Consider the following 25,997-nt stretch of genomic DNA (forward strand, 5'->3'; position numbering starts at 1 on the left):
TAGGCCCAATGTCCCTGAAATTTTTCCTGACAGTCTATGCTCGCCTGGCCGGTGTCACCGCGCTGGTGATTCTGCTGTGTGTTCTTCTGTTCAACGGTATCAACTCCGTTCGTCATCAATTCTGGCATGAACGTTTCGCGGACCCCTTGATGCGCTGGCTGGCGGCGACGCCCGCGCCCACAAGGCAGTATCACTGGATGCCGTCCCTGTTCGATCTGCGCTCTGGCCCGCCGGAGCAGTTCGACCTGGACAAAGTGGCCATCGAGCGGCTGGGGTATGGGCAGGTGGTGGCGCAGCGTACCGATGTTGGGTTTCGTTATCTGGTTCGCTCTTTCGAGGGTGGCCTCGTCAGCCTGCGCCTGGAGCAACCATACCGGGAAATGGCCCAGGCAGTTGCCCTGGTGGTTCGATGGCATCTGGAAACGGTGAACCCTGAGCAGCGGGCCGATGTTGCCGCGCAACTGGCGGAGGCCCTGGGCGTGCGTGTTGAACCGGTACAGGACCTGCAGGCGCTGCCCAATCAGGACGTTATTGAAGACATCGCCAACACGGGGCTGGTGGTTTTCAATGAGCAGGGCACCCGAAACACCCAGGTGCTGCTGCGCCTTGAGGAAGGTGATCTGGTTGTTGTTCGCATGCCGTCACCGTTCAATCCCTGGGCCTGGCCAATGATTGTCCTGCTTGGCATCGTGGTGGGCTCGGTGCTGGCGGCCGCACTGTTCCTGGCCATGAGGTTTGTCGATGGCCATCTCAGGAAGGTGGAATCTGTGGCGGTGCGTATTGGCCGTGGCGAAATGGGCGCCCGGGTGGAGTCAGAGGATGGCACACTGGTGTCGCGGCTTGCCTGTTCGTTTAACAGTATGGCGGAGCACATACAGCGGCTGGTTCAGGTTCAGCGGGAAATGATCCACGCCGTTTCCCACGAATTGCGCACCCCGGTAGCCCGAATTCGCTTTGGTGTCCAGATGATCGAATCCGGAAGCAGCCCGGAAGTTCTCGAGAAGCAACTGGACGGTATCGATGGTGATATCCAGGAGCTCGATGAGCTGATTGATGAAATACTGACCTACGCCCGCCTGGAGCAGGGTGGGCCGGTGTTCAGCTTGCGTGAGGACTCGGTAACCGACCTTGTTCGGCAAGTGGTTTCTGAACAACAGATGATCCGCCCGGAGATCCGGATTGAGTGTCGTATAGATGAGGAATCCGAGCGTTGGGCCCTGTCGGATGTGGAGCCCAGGTACATCCACCGGGCTATCCAGAATCTGGTGGGTAATGCAGGCCGGTATGCTGCTGGCCGGGTGCTGGTGAACTGCCATCTTGACGAGGACAACTGCCGGGTTGACGTGGAAGACGACGGCCCGGGGATCCCCGAGCAGGACTGGGAGAAGGTGTTCACCGCCTTTGCCCGGCTGGATGACAGCCGCACCAGGACCTCGGGTGGCTATGGCCTGGGGTTGTCTATCGTACGGCGCATTCTTTACTGGCATGGCGGCCAGGCATTTGTCGGGCGCAGTGACGAGCTTGGAGGCGCGCGATTCAGCCTGGTCTGGCCAAGGCGTAAGCCGGATGATGCCATTTTGTGAGCCAGTGCTCACGACCTCACCTGATGTAACAAAGCTCTACAGAATAACTACTGAATACGGCGGCTCCCGGAGTAAGAATTGACAGCGTAAGGGATGACTTTTGAGGTTGTAGTTCTTACGAACTTTCCTTGTTTCATTCGTCATTTGAGGGCCGGATTTATCCGGCCCTTTTTTTATGCAAAATTTCCCGCCAATGGTGGTTATTCACACTCGGAATGTTCTCGGGCTGGTAGACTCTCCTGAAAAAAGGAGATCTGAATGTCCCGCTATTTGCTTGCCATTGATCAGGGTACCACCAGCTCCCGGGCCATCGTTTTCGATGCCAGGGGTACGCAGGTGGCGGTCGCCCAACAGGAGTTTCACCAGTATTTTCCCCGAGACGGCTGGGTTGAACATGACGCCGTGGAGATATGGGACAGCACCCTGGCGGTGTGTCGCGAGGCTTTGGAAAAAGCCGGTGTCCAGGCGTCTGACCTGGCCGGTATCGGGATTACCAATCAACGGGAAACGACGGTTGTATGGGACCGTGAGACCGGCGAGCCGATCCACCATGCCATTGTCTGGCAGGATCGCCGTACCGCTTCGTTGTGCACCAAGCTCAAGTCGGATGGCCATGAGGTCCTGGTGGTTGAACGCACGGGCCTGCTGATTGATCCCTATTTTTCTGCCACCAAGGTTGCCTGGCTGCTGGACAATGTGGAGGGTGCCCGCAAGCGAGCTGAAGCCGGTGAGCTGGCGTTTGGTACCGTCGATACCTGGTTGTTGTGGAACCTGACCAATGGTCAGTCCCATTACACCGATGCCACCAACGCATCACGAACGGCCCTGTTCAATATCCATAACCAGGACTGGGACGATGACCTGCTGGCGCTTTTTCGGGTGCCCAAAGCGTTGTTGCCAGAAGTGCTCGACTGTGCCGATGAATATGGCGATACCCACGCGGATTGGCTTGGGGCACCGGTCAAGGTGGCGGGCATTGCCGGTGATCAGCATGCCGCGCTGATCGGCCAGGCCTGTTTTGAGCCTGGTATGGCGAAGAGTACCTACGGAACGGGCTGTTTTTTAATGCTTAATACCGGTGACCAAGCCCTGCGTTCGGAAAACCGGTTACTGACCACCATGGCTTACCGGCTAAACGGTAAACCATGCTATGCCATCGAAGGCAGTATTTTTGTTGCTGGCGCCGCCATGCAATGGCTCAGGGACGGTTTGCGCCTGATTACCCATGCCAGCGAGTCGGCAGGCCATGCCGAAACGGTGGGTGTGGATAACCCGGTTTATCTGGTGCCGGCGTTCACCGGGTTGGGGGCTCCCCACTGGGACCCGAATGCCAGGGGCGCCATCTTGGGACTTACTCGTGATACCGGTATTGCTGAGATTGTCACCGCTGGACTGCAGTCGGTGTGTTACCAGACCAAGGACCTGGTGAGGGCCATTCGCAACGATGGCGCGCGCCTGGAGTCGATCCGGGTAGATGGCGGCATGGCGGTAAACGACTGGGTAATGCAGTTTCTCTGTGACATTCTGAACGTGACCGTTGATCGGCCAAAGGTAACAGAAACCACCGCCCTGGGCGCGGCGTATCTGGCAGGACTACAGACCGGGGTGTTCGAAAGCCTGGAGCAGATTTCCGATATGTGGGAGTGCGAGCGGCAATTCCGGCCGGATATGAAGCCGGCGCTTCGGGAATCGCTGTATGCAGGCTGGCTGGATGCAGTCGAGCGGGTCTGCAACAACTGACCCGCACTCTCAACTGGTGCGTTCGAAGGCAATCAGGTGATCGGCTTCGACACGCACCGGCACGTGTTCGCCCATGTGGAAGTCCAGGTGGCTTCGGAACAGGGCCTCGAATTCGGTATCTTCTGAGCACCGGAACCGATACAGGGTTGAAGTGCCTGCGAAGGTTTTCTCCACCACTTTGGGTTTCAGGTCGGAGTGCTCATCGTAGACGATGTCGTCCGGGCGAATCAGAACGTCCAGTAACGTGCCCGGCTTCCATTTATAGGCCCGGTTGCCGTGGATAACGCCCAGTTCGGATTCAATGGTGTCCGGCCCCAGGGCGGTACCGGGAATGAAGCCGCCCTGGCCAACAAAGCTGGCTACGAAGCGGTTGGCGGGTTCGTGATACAGGTTGTAGGGTACGTCCCATTGCTGCAGGGTGCCGTCTTTGAGCACCGCCACCTGATCGCACATGGCAAACGCTTCCTGTTGGTCATGGGTGACCAGGATAGCGCTGATGCCGAGTGTTTTCAGGATATCCCGTACATCCAGGCTCAGCCGGCGACGAAGGTCGGTATCCAGGTTCGAGAACGGCTCATCGAGCAGAATAAGCGTTGGCTCTGGCGCCAATGCCCTGGCCAGGGCAACCCGCTGTTGCTGGCCGCCGGATAGCTCATGGGGGTAGTTGTTTGCCAGGTCCTGTAGGTGAACCAGGTTGAGCAGTTCCATAACTTTCTGGCGGCGTTCGGCCTTGTTCATGTTCCTCAGGCCAAACCCGACGTTATCGGCGATGGTCAGGTGCGGGAACAACGCGTAATCCTGAAACACCATGCCGATACGCCGCTTTTCGGGAGCCAGGGTGCGCCCGGGAAGGCTGATTGCCTGGGACTGGAGCTGGATTTCCCCGCTGTTTAAGGGCAAGAAACCGGCCAGGGCTCTGAGAATGGTGCTTTTGCCACAGCCACTGGGGCCGAGCAGGCACCCGATGTCGCCGTGGCTCAGGGCGAAGCTGACGTCTTTAACGACAGAGTCGCCGCCATAGCCGCAGGACAGGTTGTTGACTTCCAGCAGCCAGTCGGCCGGTGGCAGCAAAGATTCAGGCATGGATCAGTCCAGGCGATTGAGAATGAGGAACTCGAGTAGGGCCTTCTGGGCGTGCAGGCGGTTTTCCGCTTCATGCCACACCACTGAACCCGGGTGTTCCATCATGTCGGCGGAAATCTCCTCGCCACGGTGGGCAGGCAGGCAGTGCATGAACAGGGCATCCTTGGCGGCCACAGACATCAGTGCCGGGTTGATCTGGTAGTCCTGAAAGGCTCTCTCTCGGGCCTTTTGCTCGTCTTCCTGGCCCATGGAGGCCCAGACATCGGTGACCAGCAGGTTGGCACCCTTTGCAGCGTCTTCCGGTGTGCGCACCACGGTTACGCGATCACTGTGGGCTTTCAGCAGGTTGCTGTCTGGTTCATACCCTTCCGGGCAAGCCACGTTCAGACGAAAATCGAACTGGGCCGCCGCGTTGATGTAGGAGTGGCACATATTGTTGCCATCACCAATCCAGGCAACGGTAGCTCCGCGGATGCTGCCGCGATGTTCACGATAGGTTTGCATATCCGCCAGCAGTTGGCACGGGTGGAATTCGTCGGTCAAGGCGTTGATCACCGGCTTGCTGGAAGCCGAGGCAAAGCGCTCAACGGTTTCGTGGGCAAAGGTCCGGATCATCACCGCATCCACCATGCTGGATATCACGATGGCAGAGTCCTCGATGGGCTCGCCCCGGCCAAGCTGGGTGTCCCGGGGTGACAGGAACATGGCGGTGCCACCGAGCTGGGTCATGCCCGCTTCAAAGGAAACCCGTGTGCGGGTGGACGACTTTTCAAAGATCATCGCCAATACCCGGTTTTTCAGGGAATCCCGGGTTTTACCCGCATGCCACTCTTTACGAAGCCTGGACGCATGATCAAGGAGCTGTTCCAGCTCACTGGTTGTCATGTCGTTCAGGGTCAGAAAATGTCTTGCCGCCATGAAAGGCCCCTGTTTCAAGGAAACTGCTGTACGGTTTGCATCTGAAAAGGGCATCAAGTCTAGCCCTTCACAACCCGTAAAACAACGCCGGGCGTGGGGTGGTTGCTCTGGGTCAAACACATCGGTTTGGTGGCTAATCGACCCGCCGTGTACAATAGCGGTTAAGTGCCGTGTAACGGTAAACCTGATTTCAACCAGAGGTATGAGTTCATGGATATCAATGAAACCATCAAGAGCCAGCTCGAAGAGAACCCGGTCATTCTTTACATGAAGGGCACTCCGCAGGCACCACAGTGCGGTTTCTCCGCCCGTACCGTTCAGGCTCTGATGGCGTGCGGTGAGCGGTTTGCGTTCGTGAACATTCTGGACAATCAGGAGCTGCGCGAAGCCCTCAAAGTTTATTCAAGCTGGCCGACTTACCCGCAGCTCTACATTGGTGGTGAGCTGGTGGGCGGTTGTGACATCGTTCTGGAAATGTCCGAGAGCGGTGAGCTGGCCAAGGCGGTTAAAGACGCGGTCAAGCAAGCCGAAGCCTGAGTTTTTTTAGCGGCGCTTCGGGGTGAACACCAGCTTTACCTCGAAGCGGTCCCGCTCTTCTCCTTTTGGCTCCGGATAGGGGCTGGCAGCGAGCGCTGCACGATACGCTGCATCATCAATCCCCTGAATGCCTGTCGACGCCACAACCCGTGCCCGGGTGAGGGCGCCATTGTCGAGAAGCCTGAGTTCCAGTTCCATGGTGAGTGTCTCCTGCAGGCCCGCAATCGCAGGCACCCGCTGCCGCTCCAATTGTTCTGCCAGATGGGTGGCCAGCAGAATCAGGTATGGGTCCTGCCCTGACGGCGACAGGGCTATCCGCTGAATCGCTTCCGGCTCATCTGTGGTGGTTGAGGTTGACGGTGTGGAGGCCGCCGATTCAGGGCTGGCAGGTTGCTGTTGTGAGCGGGGTCGGCTGGATTCGGTTCTGGCTGCTGGCTCTGGGCTGGGCTGTGCGGTTTGGGTCGAGCCAGGCTCGGCAACGGGTCGGTTTGCTGAGTCGGTCGTTATTTGCTCAGGGGCCTCAACGGTAAAATCCGGATGCCTCGGGAGTTGTGGTTCAGCGGCGTTGGGGCTGGATGCGGTGCTGGTTTCGGAGGCCGGGGACTGGAGGGTAAACACCAGGCGATGACTGAACTCCCGGGCTTCCCTCAGGGGTGAGGGAAGTCCGGCCAGTAGCAAGGTGTGCACTGTCAGGGCCAGGGATATGGCCAGAACCAGCCGATAGGACGCCGGGATCGACGGAGGTCGAAGGCCTGGCTCTGACATCGCAATCAGGCGGTTTTGGTGCGCAGGTTGCCCACGACGGCATTCAAGGCACGGTCAATCAGGGCGCCCTGTTCCAGGAGCGTCAGGCGGCCCCGGCGCATTTCGTGGGCCAGTTCCACCCTGGTTTTCTCGATCACCTTCAGGCCCATGCGATTGACGAACACGAAACAATCGGCCTCTTCGATAACCGCAGACAGTTTACATCGGAAGCTGGTACCGTTGACCAGCTTGAACTCGACCCAGTTGCCGATCTCGATGTCATCCAGCTTCGCTACATACTCCGCAATGGCAGCATCTTCCAGTTCCTGCTGGCGCTCAACGGCGGTCTGATGCACGGTGGGCGCTTCTTCTTCGATCTCTTCAGGGCTGTCCTGGCGTGCCTCGATGGCCGCATTGGTGCGGAAGGCTTCCGCCAGTTCGTGCTTAAGCTGCCCCATCATCTGGTCCAGACGAGAAGCGTTGTAAGACACTTCCTCCAGCCCGGCCCGGAGTGTCTTGAGTAAGGCAGGGACAACCCGGACCCATTGATCTCGTTCTTCGTCTTCCTCGTGGGGATGCAGGCACCAGATCAGGTCGTCTACCACCCGGGCCGTCTCGTGCCAGCGGTGCTCGGTGTCGTCACGCAGGTAGGCGAGAAACATGACCCGGCTCCAGCCATTAATCAGAATATCGTGAACCGGCTCGGGCAGGCGGTATCGGGAGACTTTTTCTTTGATCAGCCGATCGACCGCTTCCTGGGCCTTCTGGGACTTGATGCGGCCCCGTTCAGACTCCCGGGTACGTTGTTCCACCAGAGACGCCTTGCGGTTTTCGCGCTCCAGGAACTGTTCGAACTCCTGGTTCAGGGTTTCAAACAGGGCGACATCGCCGTCAAACTCGTTGAGAATTCGCTGCACGACGTTATGAATCTGGCCATAGAGCTTGTCTCTGGCTTTTTCATCACTGGAGCTCCAGCCAATACCGGCGCGGGCAAGGGAGTTGAGCAGTTTGCGGGCCGGGTGGGTAGCCTTGCTGAAAAAGCTTTTGTCCTTGATGACCACTTTCAATATCGGAATCTGAAGCCGGCTGATCAGTACCTGTACCGGAGCAGACAGGTTGTAGTCATCCAGTATGAACTCGAACAGCATGGAGACCAGGTTGATCAGGTCTTCGTCTACTTCATTCAGTGCTGGCTTGCGTCCATCCTGGCCTTCGGCTCTTGCCAGCAATTGCTGCACGATCTGCCGGAGATCCAGTTCCACCGGTTTGCCGGTGCTTAGATCTTCGCTGTCCTGAAGGTTGTCGTAGCTAGGCAGGGAATTGAGCATATCTGCCAGTTCAGGTCCTCCGACTACCCGCAGGGCCGGGTCCGCGCTACGTGGAGGCAGGCCTGAATTGGCCCTCTGCAGCGCCAGCATCTGGCGAATCTGATCAAACAGGGCGGTGTCTTCAGGTCTCTGCTCGTAAGCGGCGGCTTCACCGCCTACGGTCTTGGGCGCTTCGCCCTGGGCTGGCTTGCCTGAGGCTTTTTGCTGTTGGCCAGCCTTGCCGTGGAATCGGAAGTTGGGGATGACGCCGGCCTGAATCAGTATTCGGTTGGCTTCATCCAGCAGCATGCCCAGGTTGGACACCACGTAGCGATCAAACTGCTTGAGAACGATCAGCCGCTCCCGAATCTGGATCTCCAGCGCCTGGATGGCCTCGGTGAACGCGCTGCACAGGTGTTCCGGTGCCATTGGGTTAACCGGCACCTCTTCAGTGGCGTCCGGGTACACTTCGGTGAATCTTGCCTGCAGCTGAATCAGGGGCCCCTGGAAGTGCGCCTTGGCCTTGGTGATCATGGCATTCAGGGCAACCTGTTCTTCCAGGTCATCATTGCCGACCAGCGACAGGGTGTCTGCACTTGCCTGCTGGGTGGCGTCCGGCGTTTGCAGTTGTCCGGCGTGGGGTGGGTTGGCAAAGAACTGGGCAACGGCGTTCTGGAAATGCCGCTCAACCCCTTTGCGCTTTATGCGGATTTCCCGCATCGCTTCAAAGTACCGGTTCTGCTCGTTGTTACTACGGGCATTATTCGCCAGTTCGAAGAGTGAATCATCGACAGCGTCAAAAGCCCCTTGCAGCAAATCTCCCAGTCCCGCGACAACCGTGTCACGGATACGGGTTACCTCCGCAGGAACCGGCCGGGAGCTGGCTGCTTCCCGGTGTTCGCGGAGGTAATGTATGCCGGACTGCTTGTTCATGGCCGACTCCTGTTTACGCCTCAACCGGATACATGACCGAGCTTGCTCTTCTTCTATTCTGAATTATTGGTTAAATTTAGCGCATTTTTGGTTGGATTAACATGAATAAACGCTAACCTGGGACGTCATTCAAAAAGCCGGCCTCATCGGCCGTGTCCGGTTCACCGAGCCGGGCGGGGTTCCAGGGCCGGCCGAGACCGTTTGCCGAGGCGTTTGGGGTGCACAATCGCCGCTTTCACCACGTTGTCCTTGATCTGTAGCACCTCCACCCGATGGCCACCCACTTTGAGGCAGACGTTGGTTTCCGGAATGTTTTCCAGGGTTTCGGTGATCAGGCCGTTCAGGGTTTTCGGACCGTCGGTGGGCAGTTTCCAACCCAGGGTCTTGTTGATGGATCTGACCGCTGTACCGCCGTCGATGATGTAGGTGCCGTTATCCTGTGGAATGATGTCTTGTGAGGTGGCGGAGTAATCGGTGGTGAACTCGCCCACAATCTCTTCAAGGATGTCTTCCAGTGTGGCCAGGCCCAGAACCTCTCCGTATTCATCCACCACGATGCCAAAGCGGCGCCGGCCCTTCTGGAAATTGAGAAGCTGGGTGTTCAGGGGGGTGCTCTCCGGAATGAAATAGGGTTCCTGGCTTAGTTGCATCAGCATGGCCTTGTTGATTTCCGGCTCCTGGAGCAGTTTGGCAGCGCTGCGCAGGTGCAGAATGCCCTGAATGTTGTTGATGTCTCCCTTGTACACCGGCAGGCGGGTGTGCTGGCTGCTTCTGAGCTGGCGCAGGATGGTGTCGGTGTCGTCTTCCAGGTCGATGCCCGCCACTTCGTTGCGGGGCACCATAATGTCGTTTACGGTCACTTTTTCCAGGTCCAGTATGCCTACCAGCATGTCTTTATGCTTGGCGGGTATCAGTGCGCCGGCCTCATTAACAACTGTTCTGAGTTCTTCCCGGCTCAGGTGGTCCTCTGTGGCCTGGGCTGAAGATACGCCGAGCAGACGCAAAATGCCGGTGGTGAACAGGTTAACCGCCCACACCAGCGGGTAGAGGGTCTTCAGTAGCGGCCTGAGCACATAGCTGGCAGGAAAAGCAATTTTCTCCGGGAACAGGGCCGCCAGTGTTTTCGGGGTAACTTCGGCAAAGATCAGGATAACGATGGTGAGCAGTATGGTGGCGATAGCGATGCCGGCATCGCCCCAGATCCGGATGGCGATCACGGTGGCGATGGCCGAGGCAAAGATATTGACGAAGTTGTTGCCGATCAGGATAACGCCAATCAACTGGTCGGTCCGGTTCAGGAGTTTCTGGGCGCGGCGTGCGCCTTTATGGCCGGTTTTCGCCATGTGTTTCAGGCGGTACCGGTTGAGGGACATCATTCCCGTCTCTGAGCTTGAGAAGAAGCCCGACAGGATAATCAGGCCGACAAGAAGAATGAACAGCGCCGTCAGCGATGTTTCGTTCAAAAGAAAAGCCCTTATATTGACGACAAGAGTGGAAAATAGGGTGTGTTGGTTTGTGGTGTCAAGCGATTCGGGCGATCAGCCGCCTCTCTGGAACAGCAGTTCCAGCACGAATTTGCTGCCGTAGAATGCCAGCATGAGCAAGGCGCACCCGGCCAGAGTCCAGCGGCTGGCGGTCATTCCCCGCCATCCTTTGGTGTAGCGGCCTACCAGCAGGCCAATAAACACCATCAGCGAGAGCATGGAGAACAGCGTTTTGTGGGCCAGGTCCTGGGCAAACAGGTCTTCGATGAAGACTGCGCCAGTGACAATGGCCAGTACCAGTAGGACAACGCCCGCCCAGACCATTTCAAATAGCAGAGACTCCATGGTTTGCAGTGGCGGGAGGTTGCGGACCAGCAAGCTGTTGTAGTTGTGTTTGAGCTGCCGGTTCTGGAAGTACAGCAGTACCGCCTGAATGGCCGCCAGGGTGAACAGGCTGTAGGCTGTCACTGACAGCGCAATGTGCGACAGCATGCCATAGCTCTGGTCTGGCACAAGGCGGGAGGGGGTGTGGGTGATCAGTGTCATCACAATCGTCAGTGCCGCGATTGGGTAGGCCCCGAGGAACAGGCTTGCGACGGGCTTGGTCAGGTTCAGCCCCAATAACAGAAACACGATCAGCCAGGAAATGAGCACGGAACTTTTGAAGAAGCTCAAATCGAAGCCGCCATCCATGTGCACGGTCTGGGCAATCAGCAGGCCATGGCCAATCAGTGCCAGGATGCCAATCAGGGTGGTGATGGCCAGATTACTCTGTACCCGCCCCCTGAAATGCAGAGCTTGCAGGGCGGTTCCAACGCTGTAAAGAAAGAGTGCGGTAACCGCGAGAATCAGCGTTCCCATGACATCCTTAATGTGTTGCCTTGTAATGAAAGCGGGCACGGAGTTGTTCAGAGGCTCCGTAGTCTGGGTATAATGTCGCGATTATGCAACAGGAATCAAGCAGCCCGGGCTGGCTTCTTGATTTGTGTGAACAATTTCTCCGGGGTACGGAAGAGCAACATGTTTGAGAACCTCCAGGACCGGCTATCCGGTAGCTTGCGCAAGATCTCCGGCCAGGCACGCCTGACCGACGACAACATCAAAGACACGCTTCGCGAAGTTCGTATGGCGCTGCTGGAAGCAGACGTCGCGCTGCCGGTGGTCAAGGATTTCATCGAAGGTGTCCGGCAGCGGGCTATTGGTCAGGAAGTCCAGCGCAGCCTCACGCCGGGTCAGGTGTTTGTAAAGGTTGTCCAGCAGGAGCTGGAGCGTGTGATGGGCGAGGGGAATGAATCCCTCAACCTGTCTACCCGGCCGCCGGCGGTGATCATGATGGCTGGTTTGCAGGGTGCCGGTAAAACCACGACGGTCGCCAAGCTCTCCCGTTTCCTTAAAGAGCGTCAGAAAAAGTCCGTGATGGTGGTCAGTGCCGATATTTATCGGCCGGCGGCCATCCGGCAGCTGGAGACCCTGGCCGGTGAGGTGGGTGTCGAGTTTTTTCCCAGCACCACCGAGCAGGACCCAGTGGATATTGCGAACGGTGCCATAGAGGCGGCGCGGCGCAAGCATATCGATGTGGTCATTCTCGATACCGCCGGTCGCCTGCACGTAGACGAGCAGATGATGGGCGAGATCGGGCGGCTGCATAAGGCCGTGAGCCCGGTAGAAACCCTGTTCGTGGTTGATGCCATGACCGGTCAGGATGCCGCGAATACCGCCAAGGCGTTCAACGATGCCCTGCCGCTGACCGGTGTGGTACTGACCAAGACCGATGGCGATGCCCGGGGTGGTGCGGCGCTGTCCGTGCGCCATATTACTGGCAAGCCGATCAAGTTCCTGGGTGTTGGCGAGAAATCTGATGCTCTGGAGCCGTTTTATCCGGACCGTGTTGCTTCCCGCATTCTGGGTATGGGGGATGTGCTTTCCCTTATTGAGGAGGCCGAGCGCAAGCTGGATAAACAGAAGGCCGAGAAACTTACCAAAAAGATCAAGAAGGGTAAGGGGTTTGATCTGGAGGATTTTCGCGACCAGCTCCAGCAGATGAAGAACATGGGTGGCATTGGCGGCCTGCTGGACAAGTTGCCTGGCATGGGGCAGATGGCCCAGATGGCGCAGCAGCAGGTCAATGACAAGTCGGTTGGCCAGATGGAAGCCATCATCTGCTCCATGACGCCCAAGGAGCGCCGTTACCCGGATGTGATCAACAACTCCCGCAAACGCCGCATTGCCGCCGGCTCCGGCACCCAGATACAGGATGTGAATCGACTGCTGAAGCAGCACAAGCAGATGCAGAAGATGATGAAGAAATTTGGCAAGAAAGGCGGAATGGCCAACATGATGCGTGGTCTTGGTGGTATGATGCCGCCCGGCGGCGGTGGTGGTGGCATGCCCCCGTTCGGCCGTATGTAAAAAGCCTTACATATAAAATGGGGAAACCGAGCGTTTCCCTGTTTTCATTGGCGCTTTTTTGGCATAGAATAGCGCCCCTTTCGAGTATGGGTCTTCTCGTCAGCCGCCAGTCGGCATGGTGAGAATCGTACAAAGTTCGTACAACAGAACAGGATATTGGTCGAAATGGTAACAATCCGTTTGGCTCGTGGCGGCTCCAAGAAGCGCCCGTTCTACCATCTGACAGTCACTGACAGCCGTAACTCCCGTGACGGCCGTTTCATTGAGCGTGTTGGTTTCTTTAACCCGGTTGCCCGCGGCCAGGAAGAGCGTCTGCGTGTAAATCGTGAGCGCGTTGATTTCTGGCTGGGCCAGGGCGCCCAGGCAAGCGATCGCGTTGCCCAGCTGCTTAAAACTGCTGGTTAATTGCACGTAAAGACCGGGGTTTGACAGGCATGACACAGCATCCACAGGAAACTGTGATCGGCCAGATCACCTCGGTGTTCGGGGTCAAGGGTTGGCTTAAAGTCTTCTCTTATACTGATCCCCGGGAAGGGATACTGGCTTATCGTGACTGGACCCTGGTCCTGGACGGTAAGCGTATCCCGGTAAAGCTTGAGGAGGGTCGCCGCCAAGGGCAGGGGATCGTCGTCAGGCTTAAAGGTGTTGATGATCGTGAGCTGGCCCGTACCTATGGCGGTGCCGAGATCCGGGTTCCAACCGAGCAGTTGCCGGAATTGCCTGAAGGGGAATTCTATTGGCACCAGCTGGAGGGGCTTGAAGTGTTCACGGTTGAGGGTGAGTGCCTGGGTAAGGTGCATCACCTGCTGGAAACAGGCTCCAACGATGTCCTGGTGGTGCGCGCAACGGCGAGCTCCATTGACCAGCGCGAACGGCTTATCCCCTATCTGCCTGATCAGGTGGTTCACGGGGTAGATCTGGACAACTCGCGCATGGTGGTCGACTGGGATCCGGAGTTCTGACGGGTGTGGATTGGCGCGGTCAGTCTGTTCCCGGAAATGTTTTCTGCGGTGACGGATTACGGTATTACCGGCAGGGCAGTTCGTGAAGGGTTACTGACCTTCAACTGCTGGAATCCCCGGGATTATACCCACGACCGACATCGCACGGTGGATGACCGGCCCTATGGCGGCGGCCCCGGAATGCTGATGAAAATTCAGCCTCTCAGGGATGCCATCCATGAGGCCAGGGCATCGGCACCCGGCAAGGCCTGTGTGGTCTACCTTTCGCCGCAAGGTGAAAGGCTGGATCAGTCGGTGGTGGAGTCTCTGGCCGCCGAACAGCAGCTGATTCTCGTTGCCGGTCGTTATGAAGGCGTAGATGAGCGCCTGATATCGGCGGAAGTCGACCGGGAAGTGTCTCTGGGGGATTTTGTCCTCTCAGGTGGCGAACTGGCGGCGATGGCTGTGATTGATGCGGTAACACGCCTCATCCCCGGAGCGCTGGGTCATGCGCAGTCAGCGGAGCAGGATTCCTTCGCTGACGGTTTGCTGGATTGTCCGCACTATACCCGGCCCGAGGTTTACGAAGGTCAGGCGGTGCCGGAAGTTCTTTTGGGCGGTCACCATGAACAGATCCGGCGTTGGCGATTGAAAGAATCGTTGAGGCGAACCCGGGAGCGACGCCCCGACCTGCTGAAAAGGCGGGTGCTTACGGAAGAAGAGCGTCAGCTTCTGGAAGAAATTTTTAACGAACCGGGTGTCTCTGAGTCATCAGGGCATTGAAAGATTGGGTATCAGGAGCATTACGATGAGCGGCAAGAACAACATCATCAGTCAACTTGAAGCAGAACAGATGACCAAGGAAATCCCTGCGTTCGCGCCGGGTGACACCGTGGTTGTTCAGGTTCGCGTAACTGAAGGTAACCGTGAGCGTCTGCAGGCGTTTGAAGGCGTGGTTATCGGCAAGCGCAACCGTGGCATGAACTCTTCCTTCACTGTTCGTAAGATCTCTTACGGCGTGGGCGTTGAGCGTACTTTCCAGACCTTCTCCAAGCTGATTGACAGCGTGAGCGTGAAGCGTCGCGGTGACGTGCGTCAGGCCAAGCTTTACTACCTGCGCGATTTGTCTGGTAAGGCGGCTCGTATCAAGGAAAAGCTTAACTGATTCAAGCTTCTGGCTGATCAGTAACAAAAAAAGCAGCCTCGAGGGGCTGCTTTTTTTATGCTGTAATGCCGACAGGCAGCCAGTGAAGAGGTGTCATCTTGCCCCGGCCAGACGATGAGCAGTTGATAACCCGGTTTTCTGATGCCATCTGGCTGGAAGATGGCTTGGGTGAGAAAACCCGTCAAGCCTATGCCAGTGATTTGTTCAGGCTGGCCGATTGGTTGCAGACCCAGCCAGGTAGCCCAGTACTCCGTGATGCCCGGCGCACCGATCTTCTGGCCTGGATGTCGAGAGGGCTTGCGGATGGCCTCAAAACCAGTACCGCAGCCCGGCGGTTGTCTGGCATTCGTCGTTTTTATCGCTTCCTGCTGCGTGAGGGCCTGATTGCCGAAGATCCCACCCTCAGAATCGACAGCCCGCGGTTGCCCCGGCGGCTGCCGGATACCCTGACTGAAGATGATGTGGATGCCTTGCTCACAGAGCCGGACCCGCAGGAGCCAATAGAGCTGCGCGACCGGGCCATGTTGGAAATTCTGTACGGTTGCGGACTGCGGGTATCTGAGCTGACCGGGTTGACGGTTGATCAGGTTAATCTGCGTCAAGGGGTTGTCCGCATCAGTGGTAAAGGCGGCAAAGAACGGCTAGTGCCCTTGGGCGAGGAAGCGGTGGACTGGTTGGTTCGCTACATGAAAGAGGCCCGCAACAAGTTGTTGAAGGGCAAAAGCAGTAACGCCCTGTTTCCCGGTAATCGGGCCACGGCCATGACTCGCCAGACCTTCTGGCATCGAATCAAGCATTATTCAATTCGCGCAGGCATCCATAAGCCTATTTCTCCGCATACCCTGCGCCATGCCTTTGCCACGCATCTGCTTAATCACGGTGCTGATTTGCGGGTGGTGCAGATGCTGCTGGGGCATTCCGATCTTTCGACGACTCAGATCTACACTCATGTGGCGCGCCAGCGGCTTCAGGATTTGCACCAGGCACACCATCCCCGGGGCTAATCTGGTATGTTAGCCGGATGAACTTTTGCTGAGTGGCGGTGTCGCATCACAAGGTTTCGAAATTACAAACACAGAAGGTAAGTTAACCCTATGAATCTGAATATTGTGGCCGTTGTGGCGGGTCTGGTGATGTCGCTGACCTGGGTTTCCGGGGCGAGTGCTGCCGACGCCGAGGATCGAATTGCCAAGCGCCTGATGGATGCGGTGCCTGGTCTGAAAGTGACCTCGGTGCGGGAATCGGAGGCGGCTGGTCTTTACGAAGTGCAAAGCAACAATGGCGACACCATTTACACCACGGCCGACGGTGTATACCTGCTGACCGGAGATCTGTTGAAGATTACCGACAACGGTATAGCTAACGTGTCAGAGGCGTCGCGGGCCGGGCAACGGAAAGAGCAGATGGCCGCGTTTGCCGGCAAGGGTGTGATTACCTACCCGGCGAAGGGGGAACAGAAGGCGGTCATTGATGTGTTTACCGACATTGATTGCCCCTACTGCCGGAAAATGCATGACGAAGTGCCGCAGTTAAACGACTATGGCATCACCGTGAACTACTATGGTTTCCCTCGTTCCGGCCCTGGAACTCCCTCGTTCACAAAGTACGTGTCGGTCTGGTGCGCTGAGGATCAGCAGGAGGCGATGGACGCAGCCAAGGGTGGGAAGTCCGTGCCCCAGAAAAGCTGTGATAACCCGGTCGAGGAACAGTACCGCCTGGGTGGCCAGGTAGGGGTCACCGGTACACCGGCCATTCTTCTCGAAGACGGTAACATGGTCCGGGGCTACGTACCTGCGCGAAACCTGGCCGAGGGTCTAGGGATTCTGTGATTTACCCCGGAGCTGTCGCACAGCTCCGACGTTTATCGTGTTAACTGCAACGGATTCAGGGCTTATTCAGAGGGCCCCGAATCGGTATACTATTGCCCTTTGTTGCAATCCATCAGCACCCCATCGGGATCAGAGGTGAGAGCTTGAAAGACGTTAATGTCGGAATTTGCGGACTGGGAACCGTTGGCGGCGGTACATTCAATGTCCTGACTCGCAATGCCGCGATTATTGCGGGGCGTGCGGGCTGCAATATCCGGATTACCCGGGTGGCCAGTCGCCATAGCCGGGATGACCTGGAGCTTGGCAGCGTTCCTTTCAGTACCGACATCTTCGATGTGGTGAATGATCCTGATATTGATATCGTGGTTGAACTGATTGGTGGTTATGATGCCGCCAAAGAGCTGGTGCTGGCTGCTATTGCCCAGGGCAAGCATGTGGTGACCGCCAACAAGGCGCTGATTGCTGTGCACGGCAACGAGATTTTTGAGGCGGCGGAGAAGGCCGGCGTTGTTGTCGCTTACGAAGCCGGCGTTGCCGGTGGCATTCCGGTGATCAAGGCGGTACGTGAAGGCCTGGCGGCCAACCGCATCGACACCATTGCCGGCATCATCAACGGCACAGGTAACTACATCCTGACCGAGATGCGCGCAGGTCGTGAATTTGGTGAAGTGTTGAAAGAGGCCCAGGCCCTGGGTTACGCAGAGGCAGACCCGACCTTCGATGTGGAAGGCATTGATGCAGCCCACAAGCTGACCATCCTCGCAGCGTCAGGTTTTGGCGTTCCGCTGCAGTTCGAGAAAGCCTACACCGAAGGCATTTCCGGCATTACGCCTTACGACATTTCCCATGCCGAGCTCCTCGGCTACCGGGTAAAGCACCTGGGGATTGCTCGTCGCCGTGATGACGGTATTGAATTGCGTGTCCACCCAACGCTGGTGCCGCAAAGTCACCTGATTGCCCAGGTGGATGGCGTGCTCAATGCGGTGCTGGTAGATGGCGATGCGGTAGGGCAGACCATGTACTACGGCCCTGGTGCCGGTGACGAGGCCACAGCATCTGCGGTGATCGCAGACATCGTTGACGTAGCCCGCGCGGTTGCCAGCAGCAGTCAGCAGCGTGTTCCCTATCTGGGCTTCAGCCCGGAGGCTCTGGAAGACCTGTCGGTTCTGCCTATGGAAGATGTGCAGTCGGCTTACTACCTGCGTATTCAGGCCTTCGACCATCCGGGTGTGCTGGCCAAGATTGCCGCGATCCTGAGTGAGCATGGCATCAACATCGAATCGATCATGCAGAAAGAATCCGAATTCAAGGATGGCCGCATCCCGGTCATCATCCTGACCCACACCGTTCAGGAACGCCAGATGAACCTGGCCATCGAGGAAATGGAAGCCCTGGCCGACATCGATGGCAAGGTTGTCCGCATCCGCGCTGAAAACTTTAACTGACAGGTACGCACGTGAGATACATCAGTACACGGGGTGAAGCGCCCGCTCTGGGCTTTGAAGACGTTCTTCTGACAGGTCTGGCCACAGACGGCGGCCTGTATGTGCCGGAATCACTGCCGCACTTCAGTGTGGAAGAAATCCGCAGCTGGCGTGGGCTCCCTTATGCAGAGCTGGCTTACAAAGTGATGTACCCGTTTGTGGAAGACGCCATTCCAGCGGATGATTTCCGCAAGATGCTGGGCGAAACCTACAGCGTATTCAGTCATCAGGCGGTCGCGCCCCTGGTTCAGCTGGACACCAATGAATGGGTGATGGAGCTGTTCCGCGGCCCCACGCTGGCGTTCAAGGACTTTGCCCTGCAGCTGCTGGGTCGGCTGCTGGATTACGTCCTCGAGAAACGCAAGCAGCACGTGGTGATCATGGGTGCCACCTCCGGTGATACCGGCTCTGCCGCCATCGAAGGGTGCCGCCGTTGCGAGCATGTGGATATTTTTATCCTGCATCCGTACCAGCGAGTATCGGAAGTACAGCGCCGGCAGATGACTACGGTGCAGGGTGACAACATCCATAACATCGCGGTCAAGGGCAATTTCGACGACTGCCAGCGCATGGTGAAAGAAAGCTTCGGCAACCAGTCATTCCTGGGCGGCAAAACCCAGTTGGCGGCGGTGAACTCGATTAACTGGGCGCGGATCATGGCCCAGATCGTTTACTACTTCCAGGCGTCCCTGGCCCTGGGTGGCCCGGATCGTAGCATGGCGTTCTCGGTACCCACCGGCAACTTCGGTGACATTTTTGCCGGTTACCTGGCCAAGAAAATGGGCCTGCCGATTTCCCAACTGGTGATTGCCACCAACCGCAACGACATACTGCATCGCTTCATGAGCGGCAACAAGTATGAGCAGCATCAGTTGGAGCATACCCTGTCGCCGAGCATGGATATCATGGTGTCCAGCAACTTCGAGCGCCTTCTGTTTGACCTGCACGGTCGTGACGGTGCGGCGGTGAAAGATCTGCTGGAGCGGGCAGCCAAGGGTCCGGTCAGCATCGAAGACTACCGCTGGAAGCATGCCCGTAAGCTGTTCGACAGCGATGCGGTGGACGACAAAGCCACCTGCGATACCATCCGGGACATCTACGAGCAGAACGAATACCTGCTGGACCCGCATACCGCCATCGGTGTGCGCGCCGCCCGCAACTGCCGCCGTGACAGCGCCGTGCCCATGATTACCCTGGGTACCGCCCACCCGGCCAAGTTCCCGGACGCCATCTCCGAGTCTGGCCTGGTTGTGAAGCCGCAACTGCCTGCCCACATGGCGGATCTGTTTGAGCGGGAAGAGCGCTACACCGTGCTGGATAACAGCGTGTCCGAGGTGCAGGGCTTTATCGCCAAGCATTGGAAGAACGCCTGATCCGGCATGACTCCTAAAAAGATCCTGCGTCGCCCCCAGCCGTCCGATGTGACGGGCTGGGGACAAAACCTGCCGCCCATCCTTCGCCGCCTGTACGCCGCTCGCGGTGTACAGTCCGACGATCAGCTCCAATACACCCTGAAACACCTGGCGTCGCCGATGCAGCTTCGCGGTATTGATCGCGCGGTTGAACTGCTGGCCGAGGCCGTTGCCCAGAAGCAACGGGTGATGGTGCTGGGGGATTTCGATGCCGATGGCGCTACCAGTACTGCCGTCGCCATGCTCGGCTTATCCATGTTGGGCGTGGCTGCGATCGACTTCCGGGTACCCAGCCGCTTCTCCGACGGCTACGGCCTGACGCCGGGCATCATTCACCGGTTGCAGGACGAAGGCGATTTACCCGACTTGCTCGTTACGGTCGATAACGGTATTTCCGCCATCGAAGGCGTGCGCGCCGCCCGGGAGTTGGGCATCAAGGTGGTCATCACCGATCACCACCTGGCCGGTGACGAACTGCCAGACGCCGATGCCATCGTTAACCCCAACCAGCCTGGCTGCCCGTTCCTGAGCAAGAACGCTGCCGGTGTTGGCGTGATGTTCTACGTGCTCACCGCCCTGCGCAAACACCTGCGGGACAACAACCTGCTGCCAGACCCGGAGCCCAACCTGGGTAACCTGCTGGACCTGGTGGCCCTGGGTACCGTGGCAGACGTAGTACCGCTGGACCACAACAACCGGATTTTTGTAGAGCAGGGCATCCGCCGCATCCGCAAAGGCGAAGCCCGACCGGGCATCCTGGCCCTGCTGGAAGTGGCTGGCCGCGACTACACCGAAATCAGCGCTACGGACCTCGGCTTCGTGGTTGGCCCGCGCCTGAACGCCGCCGGCCGGCTGGACGACATGAGCATCGGCATCGCCTGCCTGCTCGCCGACAGCCGCGACGAAGCCCTGCGCTTGGCCCGGGAACTGGACAACTTCAACCGCGAACGCCGCAGCATCGAAAAAGACATGAAAACCCAGGCCCAGGACCTGCTTGCCTCCATGTCCCTCGACATCGAAGGCCTGCCCTGGGGCCTGGCCCTGTTCGACCAGGACTGGCACCAGGGCGTGATCGGCATCCTGGCCGCCAGAATCCGCGAGCAGACCCACCGCCCCACCATCGCCTTCGCCCCCGATGACGACGGCGAACACCTGAAAGGCTCCGCCCGCTCTATCCCCGGCCTGCACATCCGCGACGCTCTGGCCGTGGTAGACGCGAAAAATCCAGGCCTGATGAAAAAATACGGCGGCCACGCCATGGCCGCCGGCATGACCATCGTCCGGGACGACCTGGAACGATTCAGCAACGCCTTCGACCAGGCCGTGCGCGATACCTTAAAGGCGGAAGACCTGGAAGCCGCCATCACCACCGACGGACCCCTGGCCCCGGAAGAGTTGAACCTGGACACCGCCTACCTGCTCAAACGCGCCGGCCCCTGGGGGCAGCACTTCCCCGAGCCGGTGTTTGACGGCGAATTCCGGGTAGTGAGCCAGCGCATTGTGGGCGAGAACCATCTGAAGCTGGTGCTGCAGCCGGTGGATGGCGGTGGCATCATTGATGGGATTGCCTTCAATACCGGCCCGGAAGTGCCGGACTTTACCCGGAGTGGCGCGCGGGTGGTTTATAAGCCGGATGCGAATACGTTTCGGGGGAGAACCAATCTTCAGCTGTTGGTGGATTATCTGGAGCCGTTAAGCTGAATCTGTTGACTCCCCGAATCAATCCGGGGCGCTGTGCGGGGTAGGGCTTTCCGAGAGTGTCGAAAACAGGGATGTTTTCGTCAAGCGTACAGGGATGTATTCACCGCGTCTCTCGGAAAGCCCTACCTCGCACAGTGCTTACTCCAAGCCATGAATAGCTGATTTAACCCACAAATTCCGGTAGAATCCGCCCTCTGTTTTTATCGCACCATTTTCCAAAGCGAGACAAGGTTTCATGGAAATTAATCCCATAGTGACGAAGATCAAAGAGCTTCGCGAGCGCACCGAAGCGCTGAGGGGGTATCTTTGACTACGATCAGCGCAGTGAACGACTGGTCGAAGTAGAACGGGAACTCGAACTCCCCACCGTATGGGACGATCCCGAGCGGGCCCAGAACCTGGGTAAAGAACGCTCCGATCTTGAGCTGATCGTCAAAACCATCGACAACCTCACCAACGGCCTGGCAGACGCAGAAAGCCTGCTCGATATGGCCGTGGAAGAGGACGACGAAGGCACCGTTGAGGAAATTCAGGCTGACCTGGAAAGCCTGGATGGAGAGCTGGAAAAACTCGAATTCCGCCGCATGTTCTCCGGTGAAATGGACGCCAACAACGCCTACCTGGACATCCAGGCCGGCTCCGGCGGCACCGAAGCCCAGGACTGGGCCAACATGCTACTGCGCATGTACCTGCGCTGGGCCGAGCGCCGAGGTTTCAAAGCCGAAATCGTCGAACTGCAGGAAGGTGAAGTGGCCGGCATCAAGAGTGCCACCATTCACATCCAGGGCGACTACGCCTACGGCTGGCTGCGTACCGAAACCGGCGTACACCGCCTGGTGCGCAAATCCCCGTTCGATTCCGGCAACCGTCGCCACACCTCCTTCTCTTCCGTGTTTGTGTCACCGGAAGTGGACGACAGCTTCGAAATCGAAATCAACCCGGCGGATCTGCGGGTCGACGTGTACCGCGCCTCCGGTGCCGGTGGTCAGCACGTTAACCGGACCGAATCCGCGGTGCGACTGACCCACAACCCCACAGGCATCGTTGTTGCCTGCCAGGCCGGCCGAAGCCAGCACCAGAACAAAGACCAGGCCATGAAGCAGCTCAAGGCCAAGCTCTTTGAGCTGGAAATGCAGAAGCGCAACGAAGAGAAACAGAAAGCCGAAGACTCCAAGTCTGACATCGGCTGGGGTAGCCAGATCCGTTCCTACGTGCTGGACGACAGCCGTATCAAGGACCTGCGCACCAAGGTGGAAACCAGCAACACCCAGTCGGTGTTGGATGGCGACATCGACAAGTTTATTGAAGCCAGTCTGAAGATGGCGCTGTAATCAGCGTCATTCACCCACACCCGGACAATCCCGACTTCTTAGTGAGCCAACATGACTGAACACACCCAGAACGCTGCACAGCCCGAGGACAACAAGCTGATTGCCGAGCGCCGCGCCAAACTGGCAAACATGCGCGAGCAGGGCAACCCGTTCCCGAACGACTTCCGTCGCGATGCCACCGCTGCCGAGCTGCAGGAAAAATACGGTGACAAATCCAAGGAAGAGCTGGAGTCCCTGGGTATCAAAGTGGCCATTGCCGGCCGCATGATGCTCGACCGCAAGGCGTTCAAGGTGGTTCAGGACATGACTGGCCGCATCCAGATCTACGCGTCCAAGGATGTCCAGAAAGACACCAAGCACTGGGATATGGGCGACATCGTGGGTGTGCGCGGTACCCTGTCGAAGTCCGGCAAGGGCGACCTGTACGTCACCATGGACGAATACGTGCTGCTGACCAAGTCCCTTCGCCCGTTGCCGGAGAAGCACAAGGGCCTGACCGACACCGAAGCCCGCTACCGTCACCGGTACGTGGACCTGATGGTGAACGAAGACAGCCGCCGCGTGTTCCATGCCCGGTCGAAGATCATCAACGCCATGCGCCAGTACTTCACCGAGCGTGACTTCATGGAGGTGGAAACCCCCATGCTGCAGGTGATCCCCGGCGGCGCCACCGCCCGTCCGTTCGTGACCCATCACAACGCCCTGGGCATCGACATGTACCTGCGCATTGCCCCGGAGCTGTTCCTCAAGCGCCTGGTGGTTGGCGGCTTTGAGCGGGTGTTCGAGATAAACCGCAACTTCCGCAACGAAGGGCTGTCGACCCGGCACAACCCCGAGTTCACTATGGTCGAGTTCTACCAGGCCTACGCCGACTACCACGACCTGATGGACCTGACCGAAGACATGCTGCGCACCATCGCCCAGAAGGTGCTGGGTACCACCACGGTGATCAACACCCGGGTGCTGAAAGACGGTAGCGAAGAAACCATCGAATACGATTTCGGCAAGCCGTTCGAGCGCCTGACCGTGGTGGACGCCATCCTGCGCTACAACCCAGACATCACCCGCGAGCAACTGGCAGACGACGCACAGGCCCGTGCCGTGGCGAAGAACCTGGGTATCCACGTGAAGGACATCTGGGGCCTGGGCAAGGTGCAGATCGAGATCTTCGAGGCCACGGCCGAACATCGCCTGATGCAGCCCACCTTTATCACCGAGTACCCGAAAGAGATCTCTCCGCTGGCCCGTTGCAAAGACAGCGACCCGTTCGTCACCGAACGCTTCGAGTTCTTCGTCGGCGGCCGCGAAATCGCCAACGGCTTCTCCGAGCTCAACGACGCCGAAGACCAGGCCGAACGCTTCCAGGCCCAGGTGGCCGAGAAAGACGCCGGCGACGACGAAGCCATGTTTTACGACGACGACTACGTGATGGCGCTGGAATACGGCCTGCCGCCGACCGCCGGTGAGGGCATCGGTATCGACCGCCTGGCCATGCTGCTGACCAACTCGCCGTCCATCCGCGACGTGATCCTGTTCCCGGCCATGCGCCCGGAGCACAAAGCCGAACAGAAACCGGAAAGCGAGTAAGCCCATGCACCCTGCCGAGGCACTGGCTCAACAACTGAAGCCCGGCCGCGGCTGGGATGATTGGCTGGCGGACGAGTTCCGTCAGCCCTACATGCTGCAACTGGCCGAATTCCTGGCCGCCCAGGAACAGGCGGGCAAAGTACTGTTCCCGGAGCAGAGACACTGCTTCAACGCCCTGAACAGCACACCGCTGAACCAGGTCAAAGTCGTCATCCTCGGCCAGGACCCCTACCACGGCCCCGGCCAGGCCCACGGCCTCTGCTTCTCCGTCCGACCGGGCGTGCCTACACCGCCGTCGCTGGTGAACATCTTCAAAGAAATCGAAACCGACCTGGCCATCACCCCGCCAGACCACGGCTGCCTGCAACCCTGGGCAGAACAGGGCGTATTGCTCCTGAACGCGGTGCTCACCGTCGAACAGGGCAACGCCGGTGCGCACCAGAACAAGGGATGGGAAACCTTTACCGACAAAGTAATCGAAACCGTCAACCGGGAGCGGGAGGGTGTGGTGTTTCTGCTCTGGGGCAGCTACGCCAGGAAGAAAGGCCGGCACATTGACCGCAATCGTCATCTGGTTCTGGAAGGACCGCACCCGTCACCGCTGAGTGCTTATCGAGGGTTTTTCGGTTGTCAGCACTTCTCGCAAGCTAATGACTGGCTGCAGAAACAGGGAATAGCTCAAGTTGATTGGGCTCTGCCAGATAAAGTGCAGCTTATCCAGAGATATGCGAAGAGCTGAAGGCTCTCTTGGAAGTAGTCTTTGCGGCGGGGTTGAGCTCACAAAACCTTGCGGAGCCAGGGATGGCGGAGCAGAGCGTACAGGGAAGTATTCACAGCGTGTTTTGGGAGCTCAACCCCGCCGTAAAGACGGGCGTCAAGCTCCTTGATTCTATGGGTGATGTGAAGCTTACTGAAGCAGCGCCATCGCCGCTTCCATCTGAGCGTTGAGATCCTCCTCCTCGCTCATGTCGATATTCGGATCCAACCCCAAACGCCCAAAGGCAGGAATGGTATTCCAGTCCATCTCCGTCCACGGGTGATCCGTACCCGCCACCAGTTGCAAATTCGCCACCATCACCAAATCGGCATAATCCGCCGCCGGCACCTCACGCTGGAAATTGGCATACTCCAGCGGCACATTCTGAAGATCACTCGGGAAATCCCACTTCTTCAGAATCAGCGCACCAATGCGCGGGTGCAGCTGATCAATCACATTATCCAGCATGATACTGCTGATCTGAATGTCCCGGTCCTCCACATAGCGCAGAATCGGCAGCACCCCAATCAGGTGAACAAGCCCTGCCAGCGTGGCCTGATCCGGTTTGAGCTTGGTGTAATGCTGGGCCAGAACGTGGCACACGCCGGCCACTTCAGTGCTGGTTTGCCAGGTGGCGCGCAGGCGCTTGTCGACCATGTCTGAGGTGGCCTGGAACATCTGCTCCATGGCCAGACCCATGGCCAGGTTGCTGGTGTAGGCCATGCCAAGGCGGCTGACCGCCATGTTCAGGTTTTCAATCGCGCGGCTACCCCGGAACAGCGGGCTGTTGCACACGCGGATAATCCGGGCAGAGAGGGCTGTGTCGTTACTGATGACCTTGACCAGGTCAGCGATTGCCGAGTCTTCGGACTCGGCGATGTCCCGAACCTGAAGCGCCACCTCCGGCAGGGTTGGCAGCACCAGTTTGTCATTCTCAATGGCGTCGGTCAGGTCAGCCTTGATGGTATCTACAATGTTGGCCATGGTCAGTAACGTTCCGCTTGTCTGGGTGCGCTGCTCGCGCGCACGGGGTAAACCGGTATGTGGTTTAA

The 25,997-nt window shown here is 58.2% G+C and carries 23 protein-coding genes; 16 read left to right on the top strand and 7 right to left on the bottom strand.

The features are described 5' to 3' along the window. Nucleotides 1-8: 8 nt before the first annotated feature. The gene (locus QUE75_RS05230; RefSeq protein ID WP_286254140.1) at nucleotides 9-1,583 is read left to right on the top strand and encodes an ATP-binding protein; all 1,575 of its coding nucleotides are present in this window, start codon (nucleotides 9-11) and stop codon (nucleotides 1,581-1,583) included. Nucleotides 1,584-1,841: 258 nt separating this feature from the next. Continuing rightward, complete coding sequence (gene glpK, locus QUE75_RS05235; protein ID WP_286254143.1) at nucleotides 1,842-3,323, top strand: glycerol kinase GlpK; 1,482 nt, start codon at nucleotides 1,842-1,844, stop codon at nucleotides 3,321-3,323. 9 nt (nucleotides 3,324-3,332) lie between these two features. Here glpK and QUE75_RS05240 read toward each other — a convergent pair whose 3' ends face one another. Beyond that, nucleotides 3,333-4,406 carry an ABC transporter ATP-binding protein gene (locus tag QUE75_RS05240; protein WP_061332304.1) on the bottom strand — a complete coding sequence of 358 codons (1,074 nt, stop codon included), beginning with the start codon at nucleotides 4,404-4,406 and terminating at the stop codon, nucleotides 3,333-3,335. A gap of 3 nt (nucleotides 4,407-4,409) precedes the next feature. Then, nucleotides 4,410-5,324, bottom strand: a complete 915-nt coding sequence (gene argF / locus QUE75_RS05245) for an ornithine carbamoyltransferase (RefSeq protein WP_286254146.1) — start codon at nucleotides 5,322-5,324, stop codon at nucleotides 4,410-4,412. 210 nt (nucleotides 5,325-5,534) lie between these two features. Here argF and grxD point away from each other — a divergent pair, with 210 nt between their 5' ends. Next, a complete protein-coding gene (gene grxD / locus QUE75_RS05250; RefSeq protein WP_061332302.1) occupies nucleotides 5,535-5,861 on the top strand; it encodes a Grx4 family monothiol glutaredoxin in 327 nt (108 codons plus the stop codon). A 6-nt stretch (nucleotides 5,862-5,867) separates the two neighbouring features. Here grxD and QUE75_RS05255 read toward each other — a convergent pair whose 3' ends face one another. The 4 genes from QUE75_RS05255 to QUE75_RS05270 all read right to left on the bottom strand — a co-directional run bounded on the left by QUE75_RS05255 (nucleotide 5,868) and on the right by QUE75_RS05270 (nucleotide 11,190). Then, nucleotides 5,868-6,626 (bottom strand): TonB family protein, encoded by a 759-nt coding sequence (locus QUE75_RS05255; protein ID WP_286254148.1) that lies wholly within the window; start codon nucleotides 6,624-6,626, stop codon nucleotides 5,868-5,870. Nucleotides 6,627-6,631: 5 nt separating this feature from the next. Next, nucleotides 6,632-8,845 (bottom strand): DUF1631 domain-containing protein, encoded by a 2,214-nt coding sequence (locus tag QUE75_RS05260; protein WP_106693494.1) that lies wholly within the window; start codon nucleotides 8,843-8,845, stop codon nucleotides 6,632-6,634. 161 nt (nucleotides 8,846-9,006) lie between these two features. After that, complete coding sequence (locus tag QUE75_RS05265) at nucleotides 9,007-10,308, bottom strand: HlyC/CorC family transporter (protein WP_106693496.1); 1,302 nt, start codon at nucleotides 10,306-10,308, stop codon at nucleotides 9,007-9,009. A gap of 75 nt (nucleotides 10,309-10,383) precedes the next feature. Continuing rightward, a complete protein-coding gene (locus QUE75_RS05270; RefSeq protein ID WP_072677909.1) occupies nucleotides 10,384-11,190 on the bottom strand; it encodes a cytochrome C assembly family protein in 807 nt (268 codons plus the stop codon). A gap of 159 nt (nucleotides 11,191-11,349) precedes the next feature. On the opposite strand from QUE75_RS05270, the gene ffh reads away from it, so the two are divergent. From ffh to ung, 13 genes are all read left to right on the top strand, one after another. Further along, nucleotides 11,350-12,738, top strand: coding sequence for a signal recognition particle protein (gene ffh / locus QUE75_RS05275; protein ID WP_072677908.1), 1,389 nt, complete (start codon nucleotides 11,350-11,352; stop codon nucleotides 12,736-12,738). Nucleotides 12,739-12,903: 165 nt separating this feature from the next. Further along, on the top strand, nucleotides 12,904-13,143 hold the full coding sequence (gene rpsP / locus QUE75_RS05280) for a 30S ribosomal protein S16 (RefSeq protein WP_058091782.1): 240 nt from the start codon (nucleotides 12,904-12,906) through the stop codon (nucleotides 13,141-13,143). Nucleotides 13,144-13,172: 29 nt separating this feature from the next. Continuing rightward, on the top strand, nucleotides 13,173-13,700 hold the full coding sequence (rimM, locus tag QUE75_RS05285) for a ribosome maturation factor RimM (protein ID WP_106693500.1): 528 nt from the start codon (nucleotides 13,173-13,175) through the stop codon (nucleotides 13,698-13,700). A 3-nt stretch (nucleotides 13,701-13,703) separates the two neighbouring features. After that, nucleotides 13,704-14,462 carry a tRNA (guanosine(37)-N1)-methyltransferase TrmD gene (gene trmD / locus QUE75_RS05290; protein ID WP_286254150.1) on the top strand — a complete coding sequence of 253 codons (759 nt, stop codon included), beginning with the start codon at nucleotides 13,704-13,706 and terminating at the stop codon, nucleotides 14,460-14,462. Between the two features lie 25 nt (nucleotides 14,463-14,487). After that, nucleotides 14,488-14,844 (top strand): 50S ribosomal protein L19, encoded by a 357-nt coding sequence (gene rplS / locus QUE75_RS05295; protein WP_022988899.1) that lies wholly within the window; start codon nucleotides 14,488-14,490, stop codon nucleotides 14,842-14,844. A gap of 98 nt (nucleotides 14,845-14,942) precedes the next feature. Next, nucleotides 14,943-15,848, top strand: a complete 906-nt coding sequence (xerD, locus tag QUE75_RS05300; RefSeq protein WP_286254151.1) for a site-specific tyrosine recombinase XerD — start codon at nucleotides 14,943-14,945, stop codon at nucleotides 15,846-15,848. Nucleotides 15,849-15,938: 90 nt separating this feature from the next. Continuing rightward, on the top strand, nucleotides 15,939-16,673 hold the full coding sequence (locus QUE75_RS05305) for a thioredoxin fold domain-containing protein (protein WP_106693504.1): 735 nt from the start codon (nucleotides 15,939-15,941) through the stop codon (nucleotides 16,671-16,673). 143 nt (nucleotides 16,674-16,816) lie between these two features. After that, nucleotides 16,817-18,118, top strand: a complete 1,302-nt coding sequence (locus QUE75_RS05310) for a homoserine dehydrogenase (protein WP_106693506.1) — start codon at nucleotides 16,817-16,819, stop codon at nucleotides 18,116-18,118. Between the two features lie 11 nt (nucleotides 18,119-18,129). Next, the gene (gene thrC, locus QUE75_RS05315; RefSeq protein WP_138437774.1) at nucleotides 18,130-19,530 is read left to right on the top strand and encodes a threonine synthase; all 1,401 of its coding nucleotides are present in this window, start codon (nucleotides 18,130-18,132) and stop codon (nucleotides 19,528-19,530) included. Nucleotides 19,531-19,536: 6 nt separating this feature from the next. Next, nucleotides 19,537-21,270 carry a single-stranded-DNA-specific exonuclease RecJ gene (gene recJ / locus QUE75_RS05320; protein ID WP_286254152.1) on the top strand — a complete coding sequence of 578 codons (1,734 nt, stop codon included), beginning with the start codon at nucleotides 19,537-19,539 and terminating at the stop codon, nucleotides 21,268-21,270. A gap of 235 nt (nucleotides 21,271-21,505) precedes the next feature. Then, nucleotides 21,506-22,601 (top strand): peptide chain release factor 2 gene (prfB, locus tag QUE75_RS05325; protein WP_106693510.1). Its coding sequence is split into 2 segments (ribosomal slippage): nucleotides 21,506-21,577 and nucleotides 21,579-22,601, totalling 1,095 coding nucleotides; the frame shifts between segments, so codons are not numbered across the junction. Nucleotides 22,602-22,652: 51 nt separating this feature from the next. Further along, the gene (lysS, locus tag QUE75_RS05330) at nucleotides 22,653-24,188 is read left to right on the top strand and encodes a lysine--tRNA ligase (RefSeq protein ID WP_286254154.1); all 1,536 of its coding nucleotides are present in this window, start codon (nucleotides 22,653-22,655) and stop codon (nucleotides 24,186-24,188) included. A gap of 4 nt (nucleotides 24,189-24,192) precedes the next feature. After that, nucleotides 24,193-24,927, top strand: a complete 735-nt coding sequence (gene ung / locus QUE75_RS05335; protein ID WP_286254157.1) for a uracil-DNA glycosylase — start codon at nucleotides 24,193-24,195, stop codon at nucleotides 24,925-24,927. A 168-nt stretch (nucleotides 24,928-25,095) separates the two neighbouring features. Here ung and QUE75_RS05340 read toward each other — a convergent pair whose 3' ends face one another. After that, nucleotides 25,096-25,929 carry an HDOD domain-containing protein gene (locus tag QUE75_RS05340; RefSeq protein ID WP_058091731.1) on the bottom strand — a complete coding sequence of 278 codons (834 nt, stop codon included), beginning with the start codon at nucleotides 25,927-25,929 and terminating at the stop codon, nucleotides 25,096-25,098. Between the last annotated feature and the right edge of the window lie 68 nt (nucleotides 25,930-25,997).

The organism is Marinobacter shengliensis (assembly GCF_030297115.1).
GTDB classification, from domain to species: Bacteria; Pseudomonadota; Gammaproteobacteria; order Pseudomonadales; family Oleiphilaceae; genus Marinobacter; species Marinobacter shengliensis.

Coding starts and splice junctions, on each gene's coding strand:
- QUE75_RS05230 (WP_286254140.1), top strand. CDS start 9: ATGTCCCTGAAATTTTTCCTGACAGTCTATGCTCGCCTGGCCGGTGTC.
- glpK (WP_286254143.1), top strand. CDS start 1,842: ATGTCCCGCTATTTGCTTGCCATTGATCAGGGTACCACCAGCTCCCGG.
- QUE75_RS05240 (WP_061332304.1), bottom strand. CDS start 4,406: ATGCCTGAATCTTTGCTGCCACCGGCCGACTGGCTGCTGGAAGTCAAC.
- argF (WP_286254146.1), bottom strand. CDS start 5,324: ATGGCGGCAAGACATTTTCTGACCCTGAACGACATGACAACCAGTGAG.
- grxD (WP_061332302.1), top strand. CDS start 5,535: ATGGATATCAATGAAACCATCAAGAGCCAGCTCGAAGAGAACCCGGTC.
- QUE75_RS05255 (WP_286254148.1), bottom strand. CDS start 6,626: ATGTCAGAGCCAGGCCTTCGACCTCCGTCGATCCCGGCGTCCTATCGG.
- QUE75_RS05260 (WP_106693494.1), bottom strand. CDS start 8,845: ATGAACAAGCAGTCCGGCATACATTACCTCCGCGAACACCGGGAAGCA.
- QUE75_RS05270 (WP_072677909.1), bottom strand. CDS start 11,190: ATGGGAACGCTGATTCTCGCGGTTACCGCACTCTTTCTTTACAGCGTT.
- ffh (WP_072677908.1), top strand. CDS start 11,350: ATGTTTGAGAACCTCCAGGACCGGCTATCCGGTAGCTTGCGCAAGATC.
- rpsP (WP_058091782.1), top strand. CDS start 12,904: ATGGTAACAATCCGTTTGGCTCGTGGCGGCTCCAAGAAGCGCCCGTTC.
- rimM (WP_106693500.1), top strand. CDS start 13,173: ATGACACAGCATCCACAGGAAACTGTGATCGGCCAGATCACCTCGGTG.
- rplS (WP_022988899.1), top strand. CDS start 14,488: ATGAGCGGCAAGAACAACATCATCAGTCAACTTGAAGCAGAACAGATG.
- QUE75_RS05305 (WP_106693504.1), top strand. CDS start 15,939: ATGAATCTGAATATTGTGGCCGTTGTGGCGGGTCTGGTGATGTCGCTG.
- recJ (WP_286254152.1), top strand. CDS start 19,537: ATGACTCCTAAAAAGATCCTGCGTCGCCCCCAGCCGTCCGATGTGACG.
- lysS (WP_286254154.1), top strand. CDS start 22,653: ATGACTGAACACACCCAGAACGCTGCACAGCCCGAGGACAACAAGCTG.
- ung (WP_286254157.1), top strand. CDS start 24,193: ATGCACCCTGCCGAGGCACTGGCTCAACAACTGAAGCCCGGCCGCGGC.
- QUE75_RS05340 (WP_058091731.1), bottom strand. CDS start 25,929: ATGGCCAACATTGTAGATACCATCAAGGCTGACCTGACCGACGCCATT.